This window comes from Acidithiobacillus sp. (genome assembly GCF_023256195.1).
Lineage (GTDB): Bacteria > Pseudomonadota > Gammaproteobacteria > Acidithiobacillales > Acidithiobacillaceae > Acidithiobacillus_A.
In genome coordinates this window covers 83,061-101,448 of the sequence record NZ_JAGDWX010000010.1, presented here as the reverse complement: position 1 = coordinate 101,448, position 18,388 = coordinate 83,061, and the positions used below count along the sequence as shown (strand labels likewise).

Genomic DNA, 18,388 nt, shown 5'->3' with positions numbered 1-18,388 from the left:
GTGGAACTCCACGATCATGGTCTTGCCGACCTGCGCCGCCTGTTGCAGAAAAAAGAAATATCCGCCGTCGAGTTGACCACGCACTTTCTGCAACGCATCCGTTCGGTGGATCCCCAGCTACGGAGCTTCATCACCCTGAATGGTGAAAATGCCCTCGTGCAGGCCCATCGGGCCGACCGGCAGCGGGCGGATGGCTCTACACAAGCGCTGCTGGGTCTGCCCATTGCCCACAAGGATATCTTCTCTACCCGCGGACTGCGTACCACCTGCGGTTCACGCATGCTGGAGAATTATATTCCGCCCTTCGATGCCACCGTGGTGGAGCGTCTGGAGCAGGCGGGTACGGTATTACTGGGCAAGCTCAACATGGACGAGTTCGCCATGGGCTCCTCCAATGAGACCAGCCATTACGGTGCCGTGCGCAATCCCTGGGATACTCGGATGGTGCCCGGCGGTTCCTCCGGTGGTTCGGCGGCCGCGGTAGCAGCTCGTCTGGTGCCGGCGGCAACGGGTACCGATACCGGCGGCTCCATCCGCCAGCCGGCTGCATTCTGCGGTATCACGGGCCTCAAGCCCACCTACGGCCGGGTATCTCGCTACGGCATGATCGCCTTCGCCTCCAGTCTGGATCAGGCAGGCCCCATGGCCCGTAGCGCCGAGGACTGCGCTCTGCTCATGGATGCCATGGCGGGGCACGATCCGCGCGACTCCACCAGCCATCCGCAAGCGGCCGGCCAGTTTTCCGCCGCTCTGGACCGCCCGGTACGGGGCCTGCGCATCGGCGTGGCGGAAGAGTTCTTCGCCGACGGTCTGGACTCACAGATAGCCGAACAGGTACGCGCGGCCATCGCGCAGTTGGAGAGCCTCGGCGCCCGGATCGTCCCGGTGCACCTCCCGCATAATGCGGTGGCGGTGAGCGCTTACTACGTGCTAGCGCCGGCGGAGGCCTCCAGTAACCTGGCGCGTTTCGACGGCGTGCGCTACGGCCATCGCAGTCAGCATGCGGATAACCTTCAGGAACTTTACCAGCAATCGCGTTTCGAGGGATTCGGTGCCGAGGTGCGGCGGCGTATTCTCATCGGCAGCTACGTACTTTCGGCCGGTTACTACGACGCCTATTATCTCAAGGCTCAAAAAGTGCGAAGTCTCATCCGCGAGGATTTCCGTCGGGCCTTCGCTGAGGTCGATCTCATCGTCGGGCCGACGACGCCTACGCCGGCCTTTGCCCTGGACGCCAAAACGGAAGATCCGGTGTCCATGTATCTAGCGGATATCTATACCATCGCCGTCAATCTGGCGGGTATCCCGGCGCTCAATCTGCCCTGCGGTTTTACCCGAGAAGGCCTGCCCATAGGGATGCAGCTCATGGGAAATTACTTTGCCGATGAACTGCTGCTGGCCGTCGGCCACGCTTATCAGCAGGCCACGTCGTGGCATCTTCAGCGTCCGGATCTGGCGGAGGTACAAGGGTGAGTTGGGAGGTCGTCATTGGTCTTGAGGTACACGTACAGCTCAATACGCAGAGCAAGATATTCTGCAGCTGTCCCACCCGCTATGGCGCCGAGCCGAATCTGCACACCTGTCCCGTCTGCCTCGCCTTGCCCGGGGCGCTGCCGGTGCTCAACGCCGCGGCGGTGGACAAGGCCATTGCCTTTGGCTTGGCCGTTGGAGCCGAGATAAATCGGCGCAGTATCTTTGCGCGGAAGAATTATTTCTACCCCGATCTGCCCAAGGGCTATCAGATCAGTCAGTATGAGATTCCCATTGTCGGTCGCGGCCAATTGTTGCTGACCTTGGCCGATGGTACGGAAAAGGTCGTAGGCATCACGCGTGCGCACCTGGAAGAAGATGCTGGAAAATCGCTGCACGAAGCCTTTTCGGCGGAAACGGGCATCGATCTTAACCGGGCCGGTACGCCGCTGCTGGAGATCGTGTCGGAACCCGACATGCGCTCGCCCTCGGAGGCGGTGGCCTACCTCAAGAAACTGCACGCCCTCGTGCGCTATCTGGATATATCCGATGGCAATATGCAGGAGGGTTCTTTTCGCTGCGATGCCAACGTCTCCCTGCGGCGTGCAGGCGAGCCCTTCGGGACCCGCGCCGAGATCAAGAATCTGAATTCCTTCCGCTTCCTGGAAAAGGCTATCGAGTATGAGATGGAGCGGCAGCAGGATATTCTCGAGTCGGGCGGCAAGGTTGTGCAGGAAACGCGCCTGTTCGATGCCAACAAGGGCGAGACTCGCTCCATGCGCAGCAAAGAAGAGGCCAACGATTACCGCTACTTTCCCGATCCGGATCTTCTGCCCCTGGTTCTCGAGGAGAGCCACATCGAGACCGTGCGGGCAAGTCTGCCGGAACTACCGGACGCCAAAAAACAGCGCTTCATGGAAGCGTATGGGCTGCCGGCCTATGATGCCGGTGTGCTCACCAGCAGCCGGGCCCTGGCCGATTATTACGAGGTCGTTGCGGAAGGTCTGGATGCAAAGCTCGCGGCCAATTGGCTGATGGGCGACCTGCTAGGCGCCCTGAACCGCAGTGGTGCAGAGATCGAATCCTGCCCGGTACCGGCGGGTCAGATGCGCAAACTCCTACAGCGCATTCAGGACGAGACCATCTCCGGTAAGATTGCCAAGGAAGTCTTCGATGTGCTCTTTGAACAGGGCGCAGATGTGGACGATATCATCGAGCGCAAGGGCTTGCGCCAGATCACGGATCCCGCAGCGATTGCCCGTCTGATCGATGAGGTCCTGGCCAAGAACCCTGGGCAGGTGGCCGATTACCGGGCTGGCAAGGACAAACTGTTTGGTTTCTTCGTCGGGCAGGCGATGAAAGCGTCTCAGGGCAAGGCCAACCCGGAGCAGCTCAACCGCATACTACGAGAGCGGCTGGACCAGCCTTCTTGAGAGCGCCCCCTCAGGGGCCAATGACGCCCCTGAGGAAGACGGCTTGCGCCTTAGGATGCCGGAGGGACAGTTGCTGGCGTTTCCGCAACCAGCTTCAGGAATTCCGCAAAGGGCCCCATGTTTTCCATGGCTTCCATCTTTGGTCCCTTGAAATTGAGGCGACCCATCATCATGGCCATCATGGGTGAACCCATGTGGTGCCAGTCGTGGGTGGTGGCCCACATTTTGTAGTCGTAATTGTAGTTCAGCTTCTGCACCTTGACGGCGCCACCGTAGATGCACATGGCTTTGCCATCTTTGGGCGCAATCTCCAGCTGGACGGGTGCTACACCCTTGAGGCTAGAGTCCGAAATCTCCATGACTTTGTAGCCTTGCTTGCCGTCGTTCTTGATCCAGGAGCCGGCCAACTTCTCGGTAAGAGTGGCGTTGTTGTTCCAGGCAGCGCACAGATCCTTGGCCCAGCCTGCGGACATGAATTCCGGCGCGTCGCTGGCCCAGGCCGCTGTAGACGCTGCCATCCCCATTCCCAACAGTGCCAAGCATAGGGTTTTTTTGATCATCGGTTCTCTCCTTTCTCTATCCCGCAAAATTGCGGGCTTCTACACAAAGCCCACCTCAGTATATTGATCCGAGGGCAGATCTCCTAGCAAGGCCTTTTGATCCGGGAATAAAATCCAGGGAAGTAAGACATTATAATATAAGCAGATATAGAATGTTGTGCGTGTGTGCCCGAGCAAGCGAGTGAAATAGTACCGCTCGTACTGCGCTTCGGATCCCCTTGCCGGGCTTTTTCTGGCTTGGTGCTTTGGTTTCAGGGACCTTTGCATTAGACTAAAGGCGTCACGGAGGCGTGGCAGAGTGGTTGAATGCACCGGTCTTGAAACATCGAGCCCATCACGGGAAACGGTGGTGGTGAAGGGAATCAAATTCGGCGAAGCCCCTGGATGCTGTCCGAGGTAATGCCGAGCCAAGCCGGAGCGATCTGGAAGGTGTAGAGATCAGACGGTTCCCACCTAAGGCCCGGAAGCGGCTAGGGTGAAGGCATGATCCAGACCCCAAAGGCCCTAGGGTCGTGGCGAAAGCCATAGCGGGTACGGAAAACCGGCAGGGGTTCACGCCCCTCGTGAGTTCGAATCTCACCGCCTCCGCCACACAGTTAATCCGATAATCCGAACTCTCGATTCGAGCCCGTCGAGCGGTGTGAAAGGCTTGTGCCTTTGCCTACTCTATATGAATCTTTAGCTCTGCTTGGCTGCGGCTTGCGGAACCGTGTGGACTTTTCAGATGAGAAGGAGGACCAAGCTTTCGCTCCATGCAGGCAGGCTTTCGAGGACATCCTGCGCGGCATGCACATCGATCCGTCTTGCCGTTTTAGATTTGGCGCACCGAGCGCAGTACTTCAGCGCGGAATGCTGCGGCGCTTGCGCACTTCGACGGTGACCTTTTTGCCTTCTGCAGATGTCGGGCGCTGAGGAGTGGAGTTGGTGGGGCTATCCTCAGGTATGTCGAGATCCTTGGGGTACCAAAACTGCGGCTTGCCCGCTGGCGCAGCGGTCGGCGAGGTGGAGGGATGTTCCTGGTGGGACATGCCGTCCGTGTGTTCCCGATTCCTTTTACGCTCCGGGGTGATTCCATACTGCGGTGCGACGATGGGCATAACGCTCCCTGACAATGCCAGACCGGGGAAATCCTACCAAGGCATCTACCCGAATCTCTGACCAAAGCCTTGGATGCACTCCAGAGTGATGGACAGACACCCAAAGCCTACATAACTCAACGCTGATAATAGCAGAAAATCTCTGACAAAGGCAAAGCCTCATGGGTTCTATGGCGGTGGATCATCGCGGCCATGCGCGCCGCGGGCGCCAGAAGACGTCTATTGAAAAACCGGCGAGACCAGGGTTCCCAGGGATAGCAGGGAAAGCCTCGTTTCCTGTGTGCCGCTGCCCTTGCCTCCTGGCTACGGCAGCAAAGAGGTTACACGGGGTGTGTCCGATGCAAAGCGATGTTTCGCACTCCTGTCGCTGCGCCGCGCGGGGGTGATTTGCGCGGTCCATCCCCCAGCTCCAGCTGCAAGGGATGGGGGGTGCTCGGATAACTGGAGTCCAAAAACCACATTCCGAATCCTGTTCGGGTCGAGAACGGTTAGATTGGATTCGCGTCGCTCTTATCTGGTCTCCAAGTCAAACTCGTCGATCTATGGCATCTCGCGCCAAATATCCATGTTCCATTACATATCAAAATAATTATATATACATCTAATTTTAATCAAACATTTTATTGATGGGGCAGGAGCAATAAGAAAATTCATCTGTGATTACTAATTCTAGTAAGCTATACATTACCGGAGTTCCTTGTGAACCTTCGGTTGCGACACGGAGTTCCGGCTGCTGCGACATTGGGACGGCTCGTATTGGTTGAGGATAAAGAGTCACGATGACGCCTGTTCTTGGCCTGGTACGGCTGCCGCTTCGACTTTTTATGGGTGGCGTGATCTGGCAGGTTCGAAAGTTCGTGACCCTGACGATTCCGCACAGTCCGCCCTAATAGAATCGAGGGTGAAGATGCTTGGGAGGCTCACTATGATCCGGAGTTTATTGGTATGACCACAAAAAAATGGCTCCAGATGGGGCAATATGCCGCAATACTGCTGACCACGATGTTGCTGGGTGGGTGCGCGCGCCATTCCCCCTGGTGGATTTTTGATCCCAAGGGAGTAGGGGCTCGTGCCAGCTATGATTACATGATGATCGACATTGCTGTGATGTTGAGCATCGTGGGTTTGACGGCAATCATGATCGTATGGTTTATGATCCGTTACCGCAAGGGTGGGGGAGGCGGTAAATACGATGGTAAATGGAGCCACTCCATGACCATCGAGTTCTTTACCTGGGGTATTCCCATTGCCGCCGTTGCATTTCTTTCCTGGGCAGTGGCCATCAACGGTAGCTTTGCCCTGAATCCTTACAACCCCACGGTCATCACCCATACCATGAAGCCAAAGGGCGATCCTGTAGATGTCGACGTCATTGCGACGGATTGGCAATGGTTGTTTATCTATCCGCAGTTCCACCATATTGCCGTCGCCAATGAGTTGGTGGTGCCGGCCCATACCCCGGTCTTTTTCAAGCTGACGTCCACTGCGGTCACGACCGATTTCTTTGTCCCCCAGCTGGTCGGCATGATTGATGTCATGCCGGGTATGCGTACCAAAGATGCCCTGGAGGTCGATCACCGCGGCAGCTATCAGGGAATAGCTGCCGACTACTGCGGTGCCGGAACGTCCTGGATGCTCTTCAAGACGAAAGTCGTGAGTATGCGCGACTTTCACCGATGGGTGAAGACGGCGGAGGCGCAGCCGGAGACCATGAACTACCACCAGTTCAATGAATTCGCTCGTCCTTATATCAACGTGCATTATAAGACGCCGATATACGGGCATGTGGAGCCAGGTCTCTTCAATCACGTCATACTGGAGGTGATGAATGGCAAGAAATGGCCGCTGCCCATGTTCATGACCGAGAATATGTACGCCTATTTGCAGAAACAGGCAAAAGAGCACCGCGCCTGACGCTATTCGGAAGGAGATATCTGATGCTGGTTCACGTTCCCGGACCCTGGAGTCCATTACTCGGGCGACTTGCCCTGTCGGAGATTCCCTATAAGAATCTGATTCTTGCGCCCCTTTTTGTGTTGATCGTCCTGGTGGGTCTGGCTCTGGTCGGCTGGATCACCAAGCGAGGTCTGTGGGGTTATCTCTGGAGGGAGTGGTTTACCACGGTAGATCACAAAAAGCTCGGGATCATGTATATTTTTCTCGGCCTGGTCATGCTGTTCCGCGGGTTCATAGACGGTCTCATGATTCGCACTCAGCAGATGCTTGCAGTCGGCCCAGGCGATAATGGGATCAAGGCCATGGGGGCCATCCACGGTTATCTGACTCCCTTCCATTTTGGTCAGATCTACAGTGCGCACGGTTTGATCATGATCCTGTTGGCGGCGACACCCCTGCTGGTGGGACTGATGAACATCATCGTACCCTTGCAGATCGGTGCCAGAGACATGGCCTTTCCTTATCTCAACGCCTTGGGATTCTGGATTACGGCGGCCGGCGCGGCGCTGATCATGATTTCCCTTTTCGTGGGTGATTTCTCCCATAACGGTTGGTTTGGCTATGCTCCTATATTTGAGATGTCCTACAGCCCGGGTGTCGGTGTAGACTACTGGATCTGGACCTTGGAACTCATAGCACTTGGCACTACCCTGGGCAGCATCAATTTTCTGGCGACGGTGGTGAAGATGCGGGCACCAGGCATGACCTGGGGCAGGCTGCCGGTGTTCACCTGGTCCGCGGTGTCCGCCAATATCATCGCGCTGACCTCTTTCCCTTGCCTGCAGGTGGCCTTGGCGTTGGTAGGAGCGGACCGCTATCTCGGCACACATTTTTTTACGGCCGGTTTTGGCGGTAACTTGATGCTGTACACCAACCTATTCTGGCTCTGGGGCCATCCCGAGGTGTACTTCGTCATTCTCCCGGCCTTCGGTATGTTGGGAGAGATTATCCCCACGTTTTCTGAAAAGCCGCTGTTCGGCTACGTGGCGATGGTGCTGGCGACTTTTGCCATTGCCGGTGTGTCGTGGATCGTCTGGCTCCACCATTTCTTCACCATGGGCATGGGGCCTTATGTCAGTACCGAGTTCAGTGTGGCCACCATGCTGGTGGGCATACCTACGGGCGTCAAGGTCTTCAACTGGGCGTTTACCATGTACCGCGGGCGTATCAGCTACACGGCGGCCATGCATTGGGCTCTCGGTGCGCTCTTTCTGCTGCTCATTGGTGGCTTGACGGGGATGATGCTATCCATACCTGCCATCAATTACATGGTCCACAACAGCGTCTTTGTCGTCGCCCATTTTCACATGATGCTGCTGTGCATCGTCTATGCGGTGTTTGGGGCGGTCATCTACTGGTGGCCCAAGGTCTTTGGTTTCCGTCTCAATGAGGCCTGGGGAAAGATCATGTTCTGGCTCTTCAGCGCGGGCACCGCGCTGGTCTTCATCCCTATGTTCATGCTGGGCTTCATGGGCGAGACGCGGCGTCTGGACTGGCCCTTCGATCCGCACTGGGCGGGCTTGTTCGATGTCCAGGAATTTGGAATTGCCATCTACGTGCTGTCGGTAGTGTCCTTCGTAGTGCTGCTTTTCGTCAGTATCCGCGATCGCGCCAAGGAACGCGTTGGTGCCGATGCCTGGGGCACCTCTCGCTCATTGGAGTGGCTGACGGACTCTCCCGTGCCCTTTTATAACTTCGCCATGGTGCCGGAAATCAATGCCCGTGATGAGGTGGCCTGGCGTCGGGAGCATGGGTTTCTGGATATTCGTCCCGACCACTACAAGGCCATCCACATGCCCAATAATACCCCCGTTGCGCTCTACATCGGTGCGACCCTTTTTCTCCTGGGCTTTGCTCTGACTTGGCGCATCTGGTGGCTGAGTGGTATTGCGCTACTGGCAACCGTAGCCCTGATGATCTGGCGCTCTGCCAAAGGCGACCCGGGCTATGTCATCTCTGCTGAGGAAATCGCACGATTGGATCGCGAGGCTCGGCAAAAGATGCCCGTCGACGGTGGCGATACGGTGCCGGTAGGCGGTTTTGCCGGAGGCCAGATCATGGCCTATTCCCGTGAGGTATCCGACCAAGACCGAAGCCATCGGGGACCGAAATCTTGGTGATTTGTGTGAACGGCGGCGGCAGCGCTTATGGCACCTCGTCGCCGCGGTACCGCTGCATTGAGGAGAGAGAGCGATGAGTAGTTCGGAAACCGTAGTGGATCCGGATAAGGTCCGCCTGTGGTCGGAAGATTATGAGGGTCACGATGTCATATCCACGCGCACCTTCGGCTTCTGGATGTACGTGCTCAGCGATGCCATGCTTTTCGCGACACTGTTTGCGGCCTACGGCGTGCTCAGTTACCCACACAGCTATTACACCGGCCCGACGCCGGCACAGTTTGTCGCGCCTTGGTATACCTTCGTGCAGACCATGGCTCTTTTTCTGAGCGTGCTGGTTTACGGCTGGGCCATGGCAAGTCTCAAGGATGGCAATAAATCCGGTGTGATCAATGGGCTTTTGGGCGCTTTGGTGCTGGGCATATTGTTCCTGGCCCTCGATATACACGATGTGATGCGTCTGGTGGCCGCCGGAATCACGCCGGAGGTCAGCGGCGGTCTGTCGGCGTTCTACTGCCTGACCCAGGTGCATGCTGCCCACATATTTGCCGGTCTGATCTGGATTATCGTGATGCTCTGGCAGGTGGCACGCAAGGGATTCACGGAGGATGTAGTGGGGCGCCTGATCAGCTTGCGCATGTTCTGGCAGTTTCAGGCAGTGATGTGGGTCTTCATCTATGTCTTCGTCTATTTGTGGGGGTATATGTCATGAGTCATGGTCACGTCAATCCCATAGATCATCCGGAGGTGCAGATGGCCAGTCGCCGAGGTTATATGACTGGCTTCATTCTGGCCTCGGTCTTGATGGCTCTGGCGACCTTCCTGGTGTCCAGCCACGCCCTCCCACCCTTTGCCCTGCTCTTGGCCATCATGGCCTGCGCTGGCTTTGCAGTCATTGCTCAGGTGTATTTTCTGCTGCATATCGATATTTCTGAGCACAATATCTGGAATACCGTGGCCCTGGTGGCTTTCATCCCCCTATTCGTCATCACCATTGGGCTTACCTGGTGGATGTTCTCGCAACTCTATCTACGCACCATGCCGATGATTCCTGGGATGCCAGGGATGCATTGACAGTCCAGGGGCTCTCTCGCAGGACACGTGCCTGGGGGCAAGAGGAGGGTTGAGCCTCCTTGAGCCCCTTTCTCGTGCGCTCGGCTGAGACTCCTCGCGGTGTGCTGTGCCATCTGGCACATCCCTTTCGTCCGAAGCGGCGCACGGGCTCACCGAAGTGATGATCGCCGACGCCGCCCGTTGGCCTGGGCCGAGATCCAAAAAGTATAAATATTACAGTTCACAAATGAGACTGATCCGGAGGACAGACTGGATCGTAGCCTTTTGGCATACAGTTTGCTTTAGAGTCTATGCCTTACCCAAGGAGATGATAATGACCGCAAAATCTGTCCTGCTAGCTGCCGGAATGTGCCTGATGCCGGGCTTGGCCTTTGCCCAAGCCAATCCGGTCTATATCGAGAAGATCGATATGCCCATGGCCGCTGCGGCACACGAAGTGGAAAGCGTGCTGCACGATGGCGGCTACAAGATCGTGTTGAAACTCAACATACTGAAGCTCATCGGGGCGCAGCAGAAAACGCTGAAGATTCCGCACTTCAATGAGCGCCACTTCAGCGACATTCGCGCCATCGTATTCTGTAATCCCTTCGATTTCAGCAAGCTCATCAACAGTTCATGGCCAGTGGCCGCAGGCTGCCCCTTGACTCTGGATATTTTCTCCAAAGGTCAAACCAGCTATGTGGTGTACGGATTGCGCGCGGATTATGCGCTGACGCCCCAGAGTCGAAAGATCGCCGAAGCTCTGGATACGTCCGTCATCAAGGTACTGCAAGGCATACCCATGTCGCGGGTGGAGAAGGGTATCCCGGATATTGGCAAAAAGTAGTACGAGTGCCCGGAGTGAATGGTTCCCTATGGATATGGAAGGAAAAGTCATGGAAAGAAGGAAATTCTTGAAGCAATCTGTGTTGGTTTCGGCGCTGGTATCCACTGGTAGTGCCTTGTTGCCAAGCCTGGCCCGCGCCGCCAACGTTCCAGGGTGGCCGGCCAAGGAGTTCGATGCCAAAGTCCTGGACCAAGCCATGCACGACAGCATCGGCACGACTACGGTCCCTGAGTCTGCCGCGGTCCACCTGACAGCGCCTACCATTGCCGAAAATGGTGCGGCCGTGCCCGTCACCGTGGATGTGGATCATCCGATGACAGCAGATAATTACATAGACGCCGTATTTCTCTATGTAGATCACAATCCAACGCCTTTGGCGAGTGCATTTTTCTTCAGTCCAGAAAATGGTCGCGCTTATTTCCAGCAGCGTATCAAGATGGCCAAGACCGATATGGTTCGGGCCGTGGCGCGCACCAACAAGGGTGAACTGATGGGCTCAAAACCGCAGGAAGTCAAAGTGACCATTGGCGGTTGCGGCGGCTGATTGTGCCGGTGATTGGATTCTAGCATTTTATTCTACGGGAGACTGACCCATGGCTGATTTAGGTAATCCGATGATCCGTATGCCTGCCCACGCAAAAAAGGGGGAGGTGGTGGAGGTCCGTTCGTTGATCATGAATCCGATGACGACGGGCTTGCAGAAGAACAAGGAGGGTAAGCTGATTCCGGCCCACTTCATTCAGACGGTGACGGCGACTTTCGACGGTAAACCGCTCTGCCATCTGGACTGGAGTACGGCCATCAGTGCCAATCCTTACCTTGCCTTCAAGATGCGGGCAGAACGCAGTGGCACCCTGGCGATGACCTGGAAAGATAACCAGGGTGGTTCCTGGACGGCGGAGGCCAAGATCACCGTCGCCTGAATCGCGCGTTTTCATAACAGGAGTATAGCCGCATGAACCTATCGAGAAGAGATTTCATGGCCATTCTGGGCGTCGCCGGTGCCAGCGGATTTCTGGCGCCCGGCGCGGTGGCCGCATCCTGGGGATCGGGTAAAGATCCCTACGAAATTCAGCCCTACGGCAACGTGACCCTGTTGCATATTACGGATACCCACGCGCAGCTTTTGCCAGTCTGGTGGCGTGAGCCGGGTACCAATATTGGCACCCACCAGCAGCACGAGTGGGGAGTGACGCCGCACATCGTGGGTAAGTGGAAGCTGGATTATTACGGCATCAAGGCGGACACTCCGGAAGGCTACGCGCTTTCCTGTCTCGACTTCGACGCCATGGCGCACAAGTACGGCAAAATCGGGGGCTACGCGCATATCGCGACTCTGGTCAAACGTTACCGCGAGCAGCTGGGAAGCCGCGCGATCCTTCTAGACGGCGGCGATGCTTGGCAGGGCTCGGCGACGAGTCTGTGGACCAAGGCCGAAGATATGGTTGGGGCGCAGAATCTTCTCAAGGAAGATTATTTTGTCGGTCATTGGGAGTTCACTTACGGCGCCGATCGGGTGGAATATCTGCTCAAGCACAAACTCCAGGCAAAATTCCTGTCGCAGAATGTCTTTACCATCCCCTGGGACGAGCCGGTCTTCGATCCCTACGATATTCGTGAGATCAATGGCCGCAAGGTGGCCATCATAGGCCAGTCCTTTCCCTTTACCCCCATAGCAAATCCGGCCTACTTCATTCCCAAGTGGTCTTTTGGCATCCATCCCCAACACATGCAGAAGATGGTGGACGAATGCCGCGAAAAACATCACGCCGATGTCGTGGTAGTGCTGTCCCACAATGGTGCCGATGTGGACAAGAAGATGGCTTCCCAGGTAAACGGGATCGACATCATCCTCGGTGGTCACACCCACGAAATCATGGGGCCCAAGCCCGTGATGGTGAACAAGACGCTCATCATCAACACCAGTACCAACGGTAAATTTCTGGCGCGTTTCGATCTGGACGTGGGTAAAGGGCGTCTGAAGGGATTCCGCTTTTACTACCTTCCCATTCTGTCCAACATGATACCGGCTGATCCGGAGATGTCTGCGTATATCGAGAAGGTACGTGCGCCCTACGCTGAGAAGCTGGCGGAACCCCTCGCGGTAACGGAGAGTCTGCTATACCGCCGGGATAATTTCAACGGTACATTCGATCAGCTCATCTGTAATGCTCTGCGTGAAGAATTGGATTGTGAGGCGGCCTTCTCACCGGGCTTCCGCTGGGGCTATACCAAGCTTCCGGGAGAAACCATCACCATGGAAGACGTCATGGGCCAGACGGCTATCACCTATCCGGAGGTTACCGTTACGGAGTACACCGGTGCCGAATTGAAGAACGTCATGGAACAGGTGGCGGACAATCTTTTCAATCCAGACCCCTATTACATTCAGGGTGGCGATATGATTCGCGTGGGGAATATTCAGTATACCTTCAACCCTGCAGAGACTATCAACAAGCGTATCACCGATCTACGGGTGGGCGGAAAGATGGTGCATCCGAGCAAGAAATACAAGGTCGCCGGCTGGGCTGCCATGCAGAAGGTGGAGGGTACGCCGGTCTGGGACATCTTCTCCAAATGGCTGAAGGACAAGAAAACCGTCCGTGTCGATCATCGCGACAATCCGGTTCTAACCAAGAACATGAAAGGCAACCCGGGAATAGCCTATCCGCAAGAATACGATCTGTGAGCCCACTGTCATGAAAAGTCTGCCCGACCTGAGTTTGGTGGAAAAGATACTGTTCTCAGGCTTTATCTTTCTGGTGGGTCTGGGATTGCTGTGCGCCGAGGCGTATACCTATATCTCAATAGCCGGGCTTAACGGTAAGCCCGGCGTCCAGATGCAGGACCTGGTCATTCATTATTACGGCAACCGCAGCGCCAGTAAGCTGCAGACCATGTTGCCCAGCATGATGGTCATGGCGCATGTTCCCGTCGACGAACGTGGCAAAATGGAATCGGTGGTCAACCGGTGGGTGAAAGGAGGTGAGAGCAAAAGCTATTACCAGCAGCAGGTGCGACCCTTGATCAATGGCAACTGCCTGAAGTGCCACGCCATAGGCATGCCGAACATCGGTACGTTCACGCTTCTCAAAAGCCAGGCACACGTGGATATGGGGATGCCGTATTCTGCGATGCTGATGAACGGGATGATCCACCTGAGCACCCTGGGCGTGATTTACTTCTTGGCGGGCTGGATATTTGTCCGTACGCGGACTCCGGTCTGGCTGAAGATCCTGGTGGTCGGTCTGCCATTCCTGGCATTTTTTCTGGATTTCGCCGGTTGGTTTCTGACGAAGCAGAATCCGGACTTCGTTTGGCTGGTACTGGTAGGGGGTATTTTATCCTGTCCGGTGGCTCTGCTGGGGATGGCTCTGAGTCTGTTACAGATGTGGTTCCTAAAGCCCATGGAGAAAGATAACCACGCAGCACCTGGGGAGCTTGTCCAAAATGGCTAGCAGCCGTGACGCGGTCTATGTGGGTCCATTCCAGCGACCGCGTGCTCGGGTTTTGTGGGAGGTTCTCATATCCATGCGCTTGGCGGTGCATCTGCTGCTCTTTGTGGCCATAGCATCCGTCATCGGTACCATCCTTCCGCAGCAGGAATCCACAGCGCATTACCTGCAACAGTTCGGTCCTTTTTGGTATCAGATCTTCGGTAATCTCGACCTTTATGACGTCTACCGTTGTGGCTGGTATATGGGTATCGTTGCCTTCCTGGTGCTGTCGACGACGTCCTGTGTGGCGCGCAATACCCCCCACATGCTGCGCGATATGTTTCGGCATGAGTCTGGCATCAGCACGCGCGCCATCGCCGCCAAACCCCTCCATTACGAAGCGACGGTCTCGCAGCCGGTTGGCGCCGTTTTTGATAAGGCCGTGGATCTATTGAAGGAAGAGGGCTATGTCGTCCGCCGCCTGGCCGCACAGGATAGCAGGCTGCTGTTGTCGGCAAAAAAAGGACGCTATTATCGTTTTGGTTACATCTTTACCCACGTTGCCATCATTCTGTTTTGCGCGGGAGCGCTGTACAACGCCAATATTCCCCTGAAAATAGCGCAATGGACTGGCGCCGTAAAGCCGGAGCAGGATTTCGCCTTGCCCTTGTCCAAGGTGCCCAAGGATCGTTGGCTGTCACCGCAGCAGTCGTCCTTTCGCGGCATCATTACCATTCCCGTGGGACAAAGCGTCAACGCCATGTTTGAGTTGGTGGGAGATGGATTTCTGGTGCAGCAGCTGCCTTTCATCGTCCGCTTGGACAGCTTTCGGGTAACGCATTATCGCGACGGTCTTGCGAAGGATTATGTGTCCAAGGTGACGGTGCTCAAGCCCGACGGCAGAGTCTTGAAGACACACGACGTTCGTGTCAATCATCCGCTGACGGTAGATGGGGTCAACATCTACCAGTCCAGCTACAACGCCGATCCCTCTACGCTGCATCTGGTGAGTTACTCGCTGCTGGCACCCGATGCGTCCGCCACCCTCCTCAGAGCGCGCGTCGGCCAGAGCCTGGTCACGGGTGCTGGCGCATATACCCTCAAGGTGGACGACCTGAAGGTAGAAAATGTCTTGCCGCGCAGCTCGGTGGGGCTGCCGGCGCGTCCCGGGCATGGGATGGTCAACATGGGGCCGGTGGCGCGTTATACGGTCCTGCGGCACGGACAGCCCCCCATCCTGGTGAAGACCTTTCTGCGTCCGATGCCTCACGGCGCCTTGGACTATAAATTGGTGGCCTATCGTTCTGGGCATGGACAGGGCTTCCATTTTCTCGCATTGCCGATGGGACCAAAAGAAGGCGTCTCTCTCTTCGTGCATTACCTGGGAGCTCTGGAAAACGCAGCGCGCCATGGCGCCGTCGCAAGCTCCGCAGTGTTCCAACGCACGCTGGCGCAAGTAGAGCAGCGCCAGGGTGTGGAGCTGTCGCCGATTCAAAACCATTCTTTCCTTCGCGCAAGCCTCGTGGCGCTACAGTCTCTGCATACGTATCCGCTGCCTTTTCTGGTGCTCATACACGGTCTGTCACTGCATTGGGCGGCCGGATTGGAAATGACCAAGTACCCCGGTATGTCCATCGTATACCTTGCCTGCATATTGTTGGTGGTTGGCATCTTTGTTTTGTTTTATGTACCGAGAAAGCGGATGTGGCTGGCCCTTGACGACGGAAGCGCTGGTAAGACGCGCATTATTGCTGGCGGCGACGCATCACGCGATATAGAAGATTTCTCAGAACAGTTTGCTGAGTTCCTCGAGAAACTGGCTGGAGGGGAGCAGGATCGGACGGAAAAAAGGAGAAGGTCATGATAAAGTTCAGAGCTCTAGGATGGGGCCAGGTGTTGGCCCTAGGTTGCTTAACGGTAATGGGTACCGGGTTGGCGGTTGCTGCTGGTATCCCACCCATCAACGCCGCCAATATCGCGGCAGGCAGGACTATCGCCTTCAACAAGGCCCAGGGAAACTGTCTGGCATGCCACGTCTTGCCCGGCGGAGTGCAGGCGGGCAATGTCGGACCTAATCTCAGTGAGCTGCCCATCCATGTGATATTCAAGAACCGGGAGAAACTCGCGAAGTTTATTTACGACCCGGAAAAAGTCATTCCCCACATCAACATGCCGCGCTTTGGCAAGGACAAGGTGTTGACGAACCATCAGATCGGCTTGGTGACGGATTATTTATGGTCCCTCAAGTGACCATAAGGCGGGGTAACCAGGAGGAGTTATCATGAAAAAGACTACAGTCATTGCGATATTGACACTTGGGACGGTGGCCTTTGGGGTGCAGGCGCAGACCATCAATTGGTGGGATCTTGGCAACACCAAAGTGGGTCCGCAACGTACCTTGAAGGAGTTTCACGAGTACTTCAAGGAGCAGTTTCCAAAGATGAGTCTGCAGCAGTACGCCCTCGGTAGCTATGCCTTCAACAAGGGTCTCTATCAGCAGTATCAGGAGGCTATTCAGTTCAATCCGGGCGATCTCACCTTGAGTCAGGGCAAGAAACTTTGGGATACGAAGTTTCCCGACGGCAAGAGTTATGCGTCGTGTTTTCCCAATGGCGGTAAAGGTGTAGCCGCGAGTTATCCCTATTACGATGCCAAAACCCATGAGGTAACCACAGCGGCCATGAGCATCAATGCGTGCCGCGTCCAGAATCACCTCAAGCCCCTGCGCTACGGCAGCTCCAGTCTGATTGCCTTACAGACGTATTTTACCAGTCTATCCAATGGGATGCCCGTGGATGTGAAGGTACAGGGGCCGGGTGCAATCAAGGCCTTTGAAGAGGGCAAAGCCTATTATTTCATGCGGCGTGGGCAGCTCAATTTCAGCTGTGCTACCTGCCACGTGGCTTACGCTGGCAAGTATCTGCGGGCGCAGATCATCTCGCCGCTGTTGGGGCAGAGTGCACATTATCCGACCTATAGAGCGGCTTGGGGTGCGGTGAACACGTTCCAGAAGCGCTTCATCGGTTGCGATAAGAAGGTAGGTGCCAAGCCTGAGAAGCTGCAGAGTGTGGACTACCGTAATCTCGATTATTTCATGAGTTATATCAGTAACGGTATCAAGATCAACGTGCCGGGCTATCGGCCCTGATGGTACGCCTGTGGGTCACGGGGTCCTGGGCGCAAGCCGCGGTGAACTCGTGACCGTGAGAGGAGGTATTTATGGCTTTGGATACGGCGGACATAGGGCAACTGAGAGAAAGCTTCAGCGGTTACGTAGCGCAGGAAAAATGGCAGAGACGTATCTGGGTAGCTTTTCTCACCCTCGGGTCCGTGTCGGTGTGGTGGTGGTTCCGTGCCGATTTCTGGCTTTGGCAATATATCATTTTGGGAATATGGTATGCCGGCCTGATGTGGTTCGGTTTACGCTGGCCTGCATTTCGCCGGCTGTTTCTGGTGGTGCTGGCGGTGGCAGCGCCGGGCGTGGCACTGTACGATCTAGGCTATACGGCAAGGACCAGTGCCCTGCTGTACTGGATTTTTCAAAGTACTTCCATGTTCTACTGGATGAGTCTGGCCATTGCGTTAAGCGCGGTGGGTTATTACCGCTATCTCTATGCCGGACATCAGCTTAGTGGCGACTGGGGGCATCGTTTTGCCTGGGTTGCAGTGGTCCTGGGCTATGCGGGGCTGGCAATTCGTTGGAAGCAGACCTATGTGGGGCACCCTGGCTGGGGGCACATCCCGGTTACCAATATGTACGATGCCATGGTGCTCTTGTGTACGACCACGGCATTGTTCTACCTCTACTATGAATCCCAGGAAAAAAAGCGCGGGCTGGGTGCCTTTGCCATGCCGATGATTCTGTTGGCCGATATTTTTCTGGTGTGGGTGGGCATCGCCTATCATCAGAATCAGATCCAACCCGTCATACCGGCATTGCAAAGTTTTTGGATCAAGATTCACGTACCCTGTGAGTTCATCGCGTATGCAAATTTCTATCTCGCGGCCATGGTCGGACTGGCCTATCTCTTGCGCGAACGGGCGGGGCGGCTGGGTACGGTCTTGGCGGAACGCTTGCCCGACTTGAAACGCCTGGAGCGTATCATGAGCTCCATGATCATGTTCGGCTTCCTATTTTTCACGGCGGGTACCATTCTCGGCGCCATTTGGGCAGCCAAGGCTTGGGGCGGATTCTGGTCCTGGGACCCCAAGGAGACCTGGGCCCTCATCGTCTGGCTCAACTATGCTGCCTTTCTGCACCTCCGTTCGCGGAAGAGCTCGGCGCGGCCGACGGGACATACCCTGGCGTGGTGGTCGGTGATCAGCCTGGTGACGGTTACCTTCTGCTTCATTGGTGTCGACCTGTTCCTGGGCGGTCTACACTCCTATGCCAAACTCTGATGGCCGAAGCATCCCGA

At 56.1% G+C, this 18,388-nt stretch carries 17 protein-coding genes; 15 read left to right on the top strand and 2 right to left on the bottom strand.

Annotated elements, in window-relative coordinates:
- Both gatA and gatB read left to right on the top strand, forming a co-directional pair.
- On the top strand, positions 1 to 1,473 hold the full coding sequence (gene gatA / locus Q0C23_RS01420) for an Asp-tRNA(Asn)/Glu-tRNA(Gln) amidotransferase subunit GatA (RefSeq protein ID WP_291510590.1): 1,473 nt from the start codon (positions 1 to 3) through the stop codon (positions 1,471 to 1,473).
- On the top strand, positions 1,470 to 2,903 hold the full coding sequence (gatB, locus tag Q0C23_RS01415; RefSeq protein WP_291510589.1) for an Asp-tRNA(Asn)/Glu-tRNA(Gln) amidotransferase subunit GatB: 1,434 nt from the start codon (positions 1,470 to 1,472) through the stop codon (positions 2,901 to 2,903). The genes gatA and gatB overlap by 4 nt, the downstream gene beginning before the upstream one ends.
- Positions 2,904 to 2,953: 50 nt before the next feature.
- On the opposite strand, the gene Q0C23_RS01410 is transcribed toward gatB, so the two are convergent.
- Both Q0C23_RS01410 and Q0C23_RS01405 read right to left on the bottom strand, forming a co-directional pair.
- On the bottom strand, positions 2,954 to 3,463 hold the full coding sequence (locus Q0C23_RS01410) for an SCP2 sterol-binding domain-containing protein (RefSeq protein WP_291510588.1): 510 nt from the start codon (positions 3,461 to 3,463) through the stop codon (positions 2,954 to 2,956).
- An 839-nt stretch (positions 3,464 to 4,302) separates the two neighbouring features.
- Positions 4,303 to 4,560 (bottom strand): hypothetical protein, encoded by a 258-nt coding sequence (locus Q0C23_RS01405; RefSeq protein WP_291510587.1) that lies wholly within the window; start codon positions 4,558 to 4,560, stop codon positions 4,303 to 4,305.
- A 945-nt stretch (positions 4,561 to 5,505) separates the two neighbouring features.
- Between Q0C23_RS01405 and Q0C23_RS01400 the strand changes: the two genes are divergently transcribed.
- From Q0C23_RS01400 to ccsB, 13 genes are all read left to right on the top strand, one after another.
- Complete coding sequence (locus Q0C23_RS01400) at positions 5,506 to 6,474, top strand: ubiquinol oxidase subunit II (RefSeq protein WP_291510586.1); 969 nt, start codon at positions 5,506 to 5,508, stop codon at positions 6,472 to 6,474.
- Positions 6,475 to 6,497: 23 nt separating this feature from the next.
- Complete coding sequence (locus tag Q0C23_RS01395; protein WP_291510585.1) at positions 6,498 to 8,636, top strand: cbb3-type cytochrome c oxidase subunit I; 2,139 nt, start codon at positions 6,498 to 6,500, stop codon at positions 8,634 to 8,636.
- 73 nt (positions 8,637 to 8,709) lie between these two features.
- Positions 8,710 to 9,345, top strand: a complete 636-nt coding sequence (locus tag Q0C23_RS01390; RefSeq protein WP_291510584.1) for a cytochrome c oxidase subunit 3 — start codon at positions 8,710 to 8,712, stop codon at positions 9,343 to 9,345.
- The gene (locus tag Q0C23_RS01385) at positions 9,342 to 9,707 is read left to right on the top strand and encodes a hypothetical protein (protein ID WP_291510583.1); all 366 of its coding nucleotides are present in this window, start codon (positions 9,342 to 9,344) and stop codon (positions 9,705 to 9,707) included. The genes Q0C23_RS01390 and Q0C23_RS01385 overlap by 4 nt, the downstream gene beginning before the upstream one ends.
- A gap of 313 nt (positions 9,708 to 10,020) precedes the next feature.
- Positions 10,021 to 10,533 (top strand): DUF302 domain-containing protein, encoded by a 513-nt coding sequence (locus Q0C23_RS01380; protein WP_291510582.1) that lies wholly within the window; start codon positions 10,021 to 10,023, stop codon positions 10,531 to 10,533.
- A gap of 28 nt (positions 10,534 to 10,561) precedes the next feature.
- The gene (gene soxY, locus Q0C23_RS01375; RefSeq protein WP_291510581.1) at positions 10,562 to 11,077 is read left to right on the top strand and encodes a thiosulfate oxidation carrier protein SoxY; all 516 of its coding nucleotides are present in this window, start codon (positions 10,562 to 10,564) and stop codon (positions 11,075 to 11,077) included.
- Positions 11,078 to 11,126: 49 nt separating this feature from the next.
- Positions 11,127 to 11,456 carry a thiosulfate oxidation carrier complex protein SoxZ gene (gene soxZ / locus Q0C23_RS01370; RefSeq protein WP_291510580.1) on the top strand — a complete coding sequence of 110 codons (330 nt, stop codon included), beginning with the start codon at positions 11,127 to 11,129 and terminating at the stop codon, positions 11,454 to 11,456.
- A 32-nt stretch (positions 11,457 to 11,488) separates the two neighbouring features.
- Entirely contained in the window at positions 11,489 to 13,222 is a 1,734-nt protein-coding gene (gene soxB, locus Q0C23_RS01365) for a thiosulfohydrolase SoxB (protein WP_291510579.1), read from the top strand.
- A gap of 10 nt (positions 13,223 to 13,232) precedes the next feature.
- On the top strand, positions 13,233 to 13,991 hold the full coding sequence (locus Q0C23_RS01360; RefSeq protein ID WP_291510578.1) for a hypothetical protein: 759 nt from the start codon (positions 13,233 to 13,235) through the stop codon (positions 13,989 to 13,991).
- Positions 13,984 to 15,834 carry a cytochrome c biogenesis protein ResB gene (locus Q0C23_RS01355; protein ID WP_367273162.1) on the top strand — a complete coding sequence of 617 codons (1,851 nt, stop codon included), beginning with the start codon at positions 13,984 to 13,986 and terminating at the stop codon, positions 15,832 to 15,834. The genes Q0C23_RS01360 and Q0C23_RS01355 overlap by 8 nt, the downstream gene beginning before the upstream one ends.
- Positions 15,831 to 16,220: a sulfur oxidation c-type cytochrome SoxX gene (soxX, locus tag Q0C23_RS01350; RefSeq protein ID WP_291510577.1), complete on the top strand. Its 390-nt coding sequence runs from the start codon at positions 15,831 to 15,833 to the stop codon at positions 16,218 to 16,220. The genes Q0C23_RS01355 and soxX overlap by 4 nt, the downstream gene beginning before the upstream one ends.
- Before the next feature lie 31 nt (positions 16,221 to 16,251).
- Positions 16,252 to 17,118 carry a sulfur oxidation c-type cytochrome SoxA gene (gene soxA / locus Q0C23_RS01345; protein ID WP_291510576.1) on the top strand — a complete coding sequence of 289 codons (867 nt, stop codon included), beginning with the start codon at positions 16,252 to 16,254 and terminating at the stop codon, positions 17,116 to 17,118.
- A 71-nt stretch (positions 17,119 to 17,189) separates the two neighbouring features.
- On the top strand, positions 17,190 to 18,371 hold the full coding sequence (gene ccsB, locus Q0C23_RS01340) for a c-type cytochrome biogenesis protein CcsB (RefSeq protein WP_291510575.1): 1,182 nt from the start codon (positions 17,190 to 17,192) through the stop codon (positions 18,369 to 18,371).
- Positions 18,372 to 18,388: the final 17 nt, after the last annotated feature.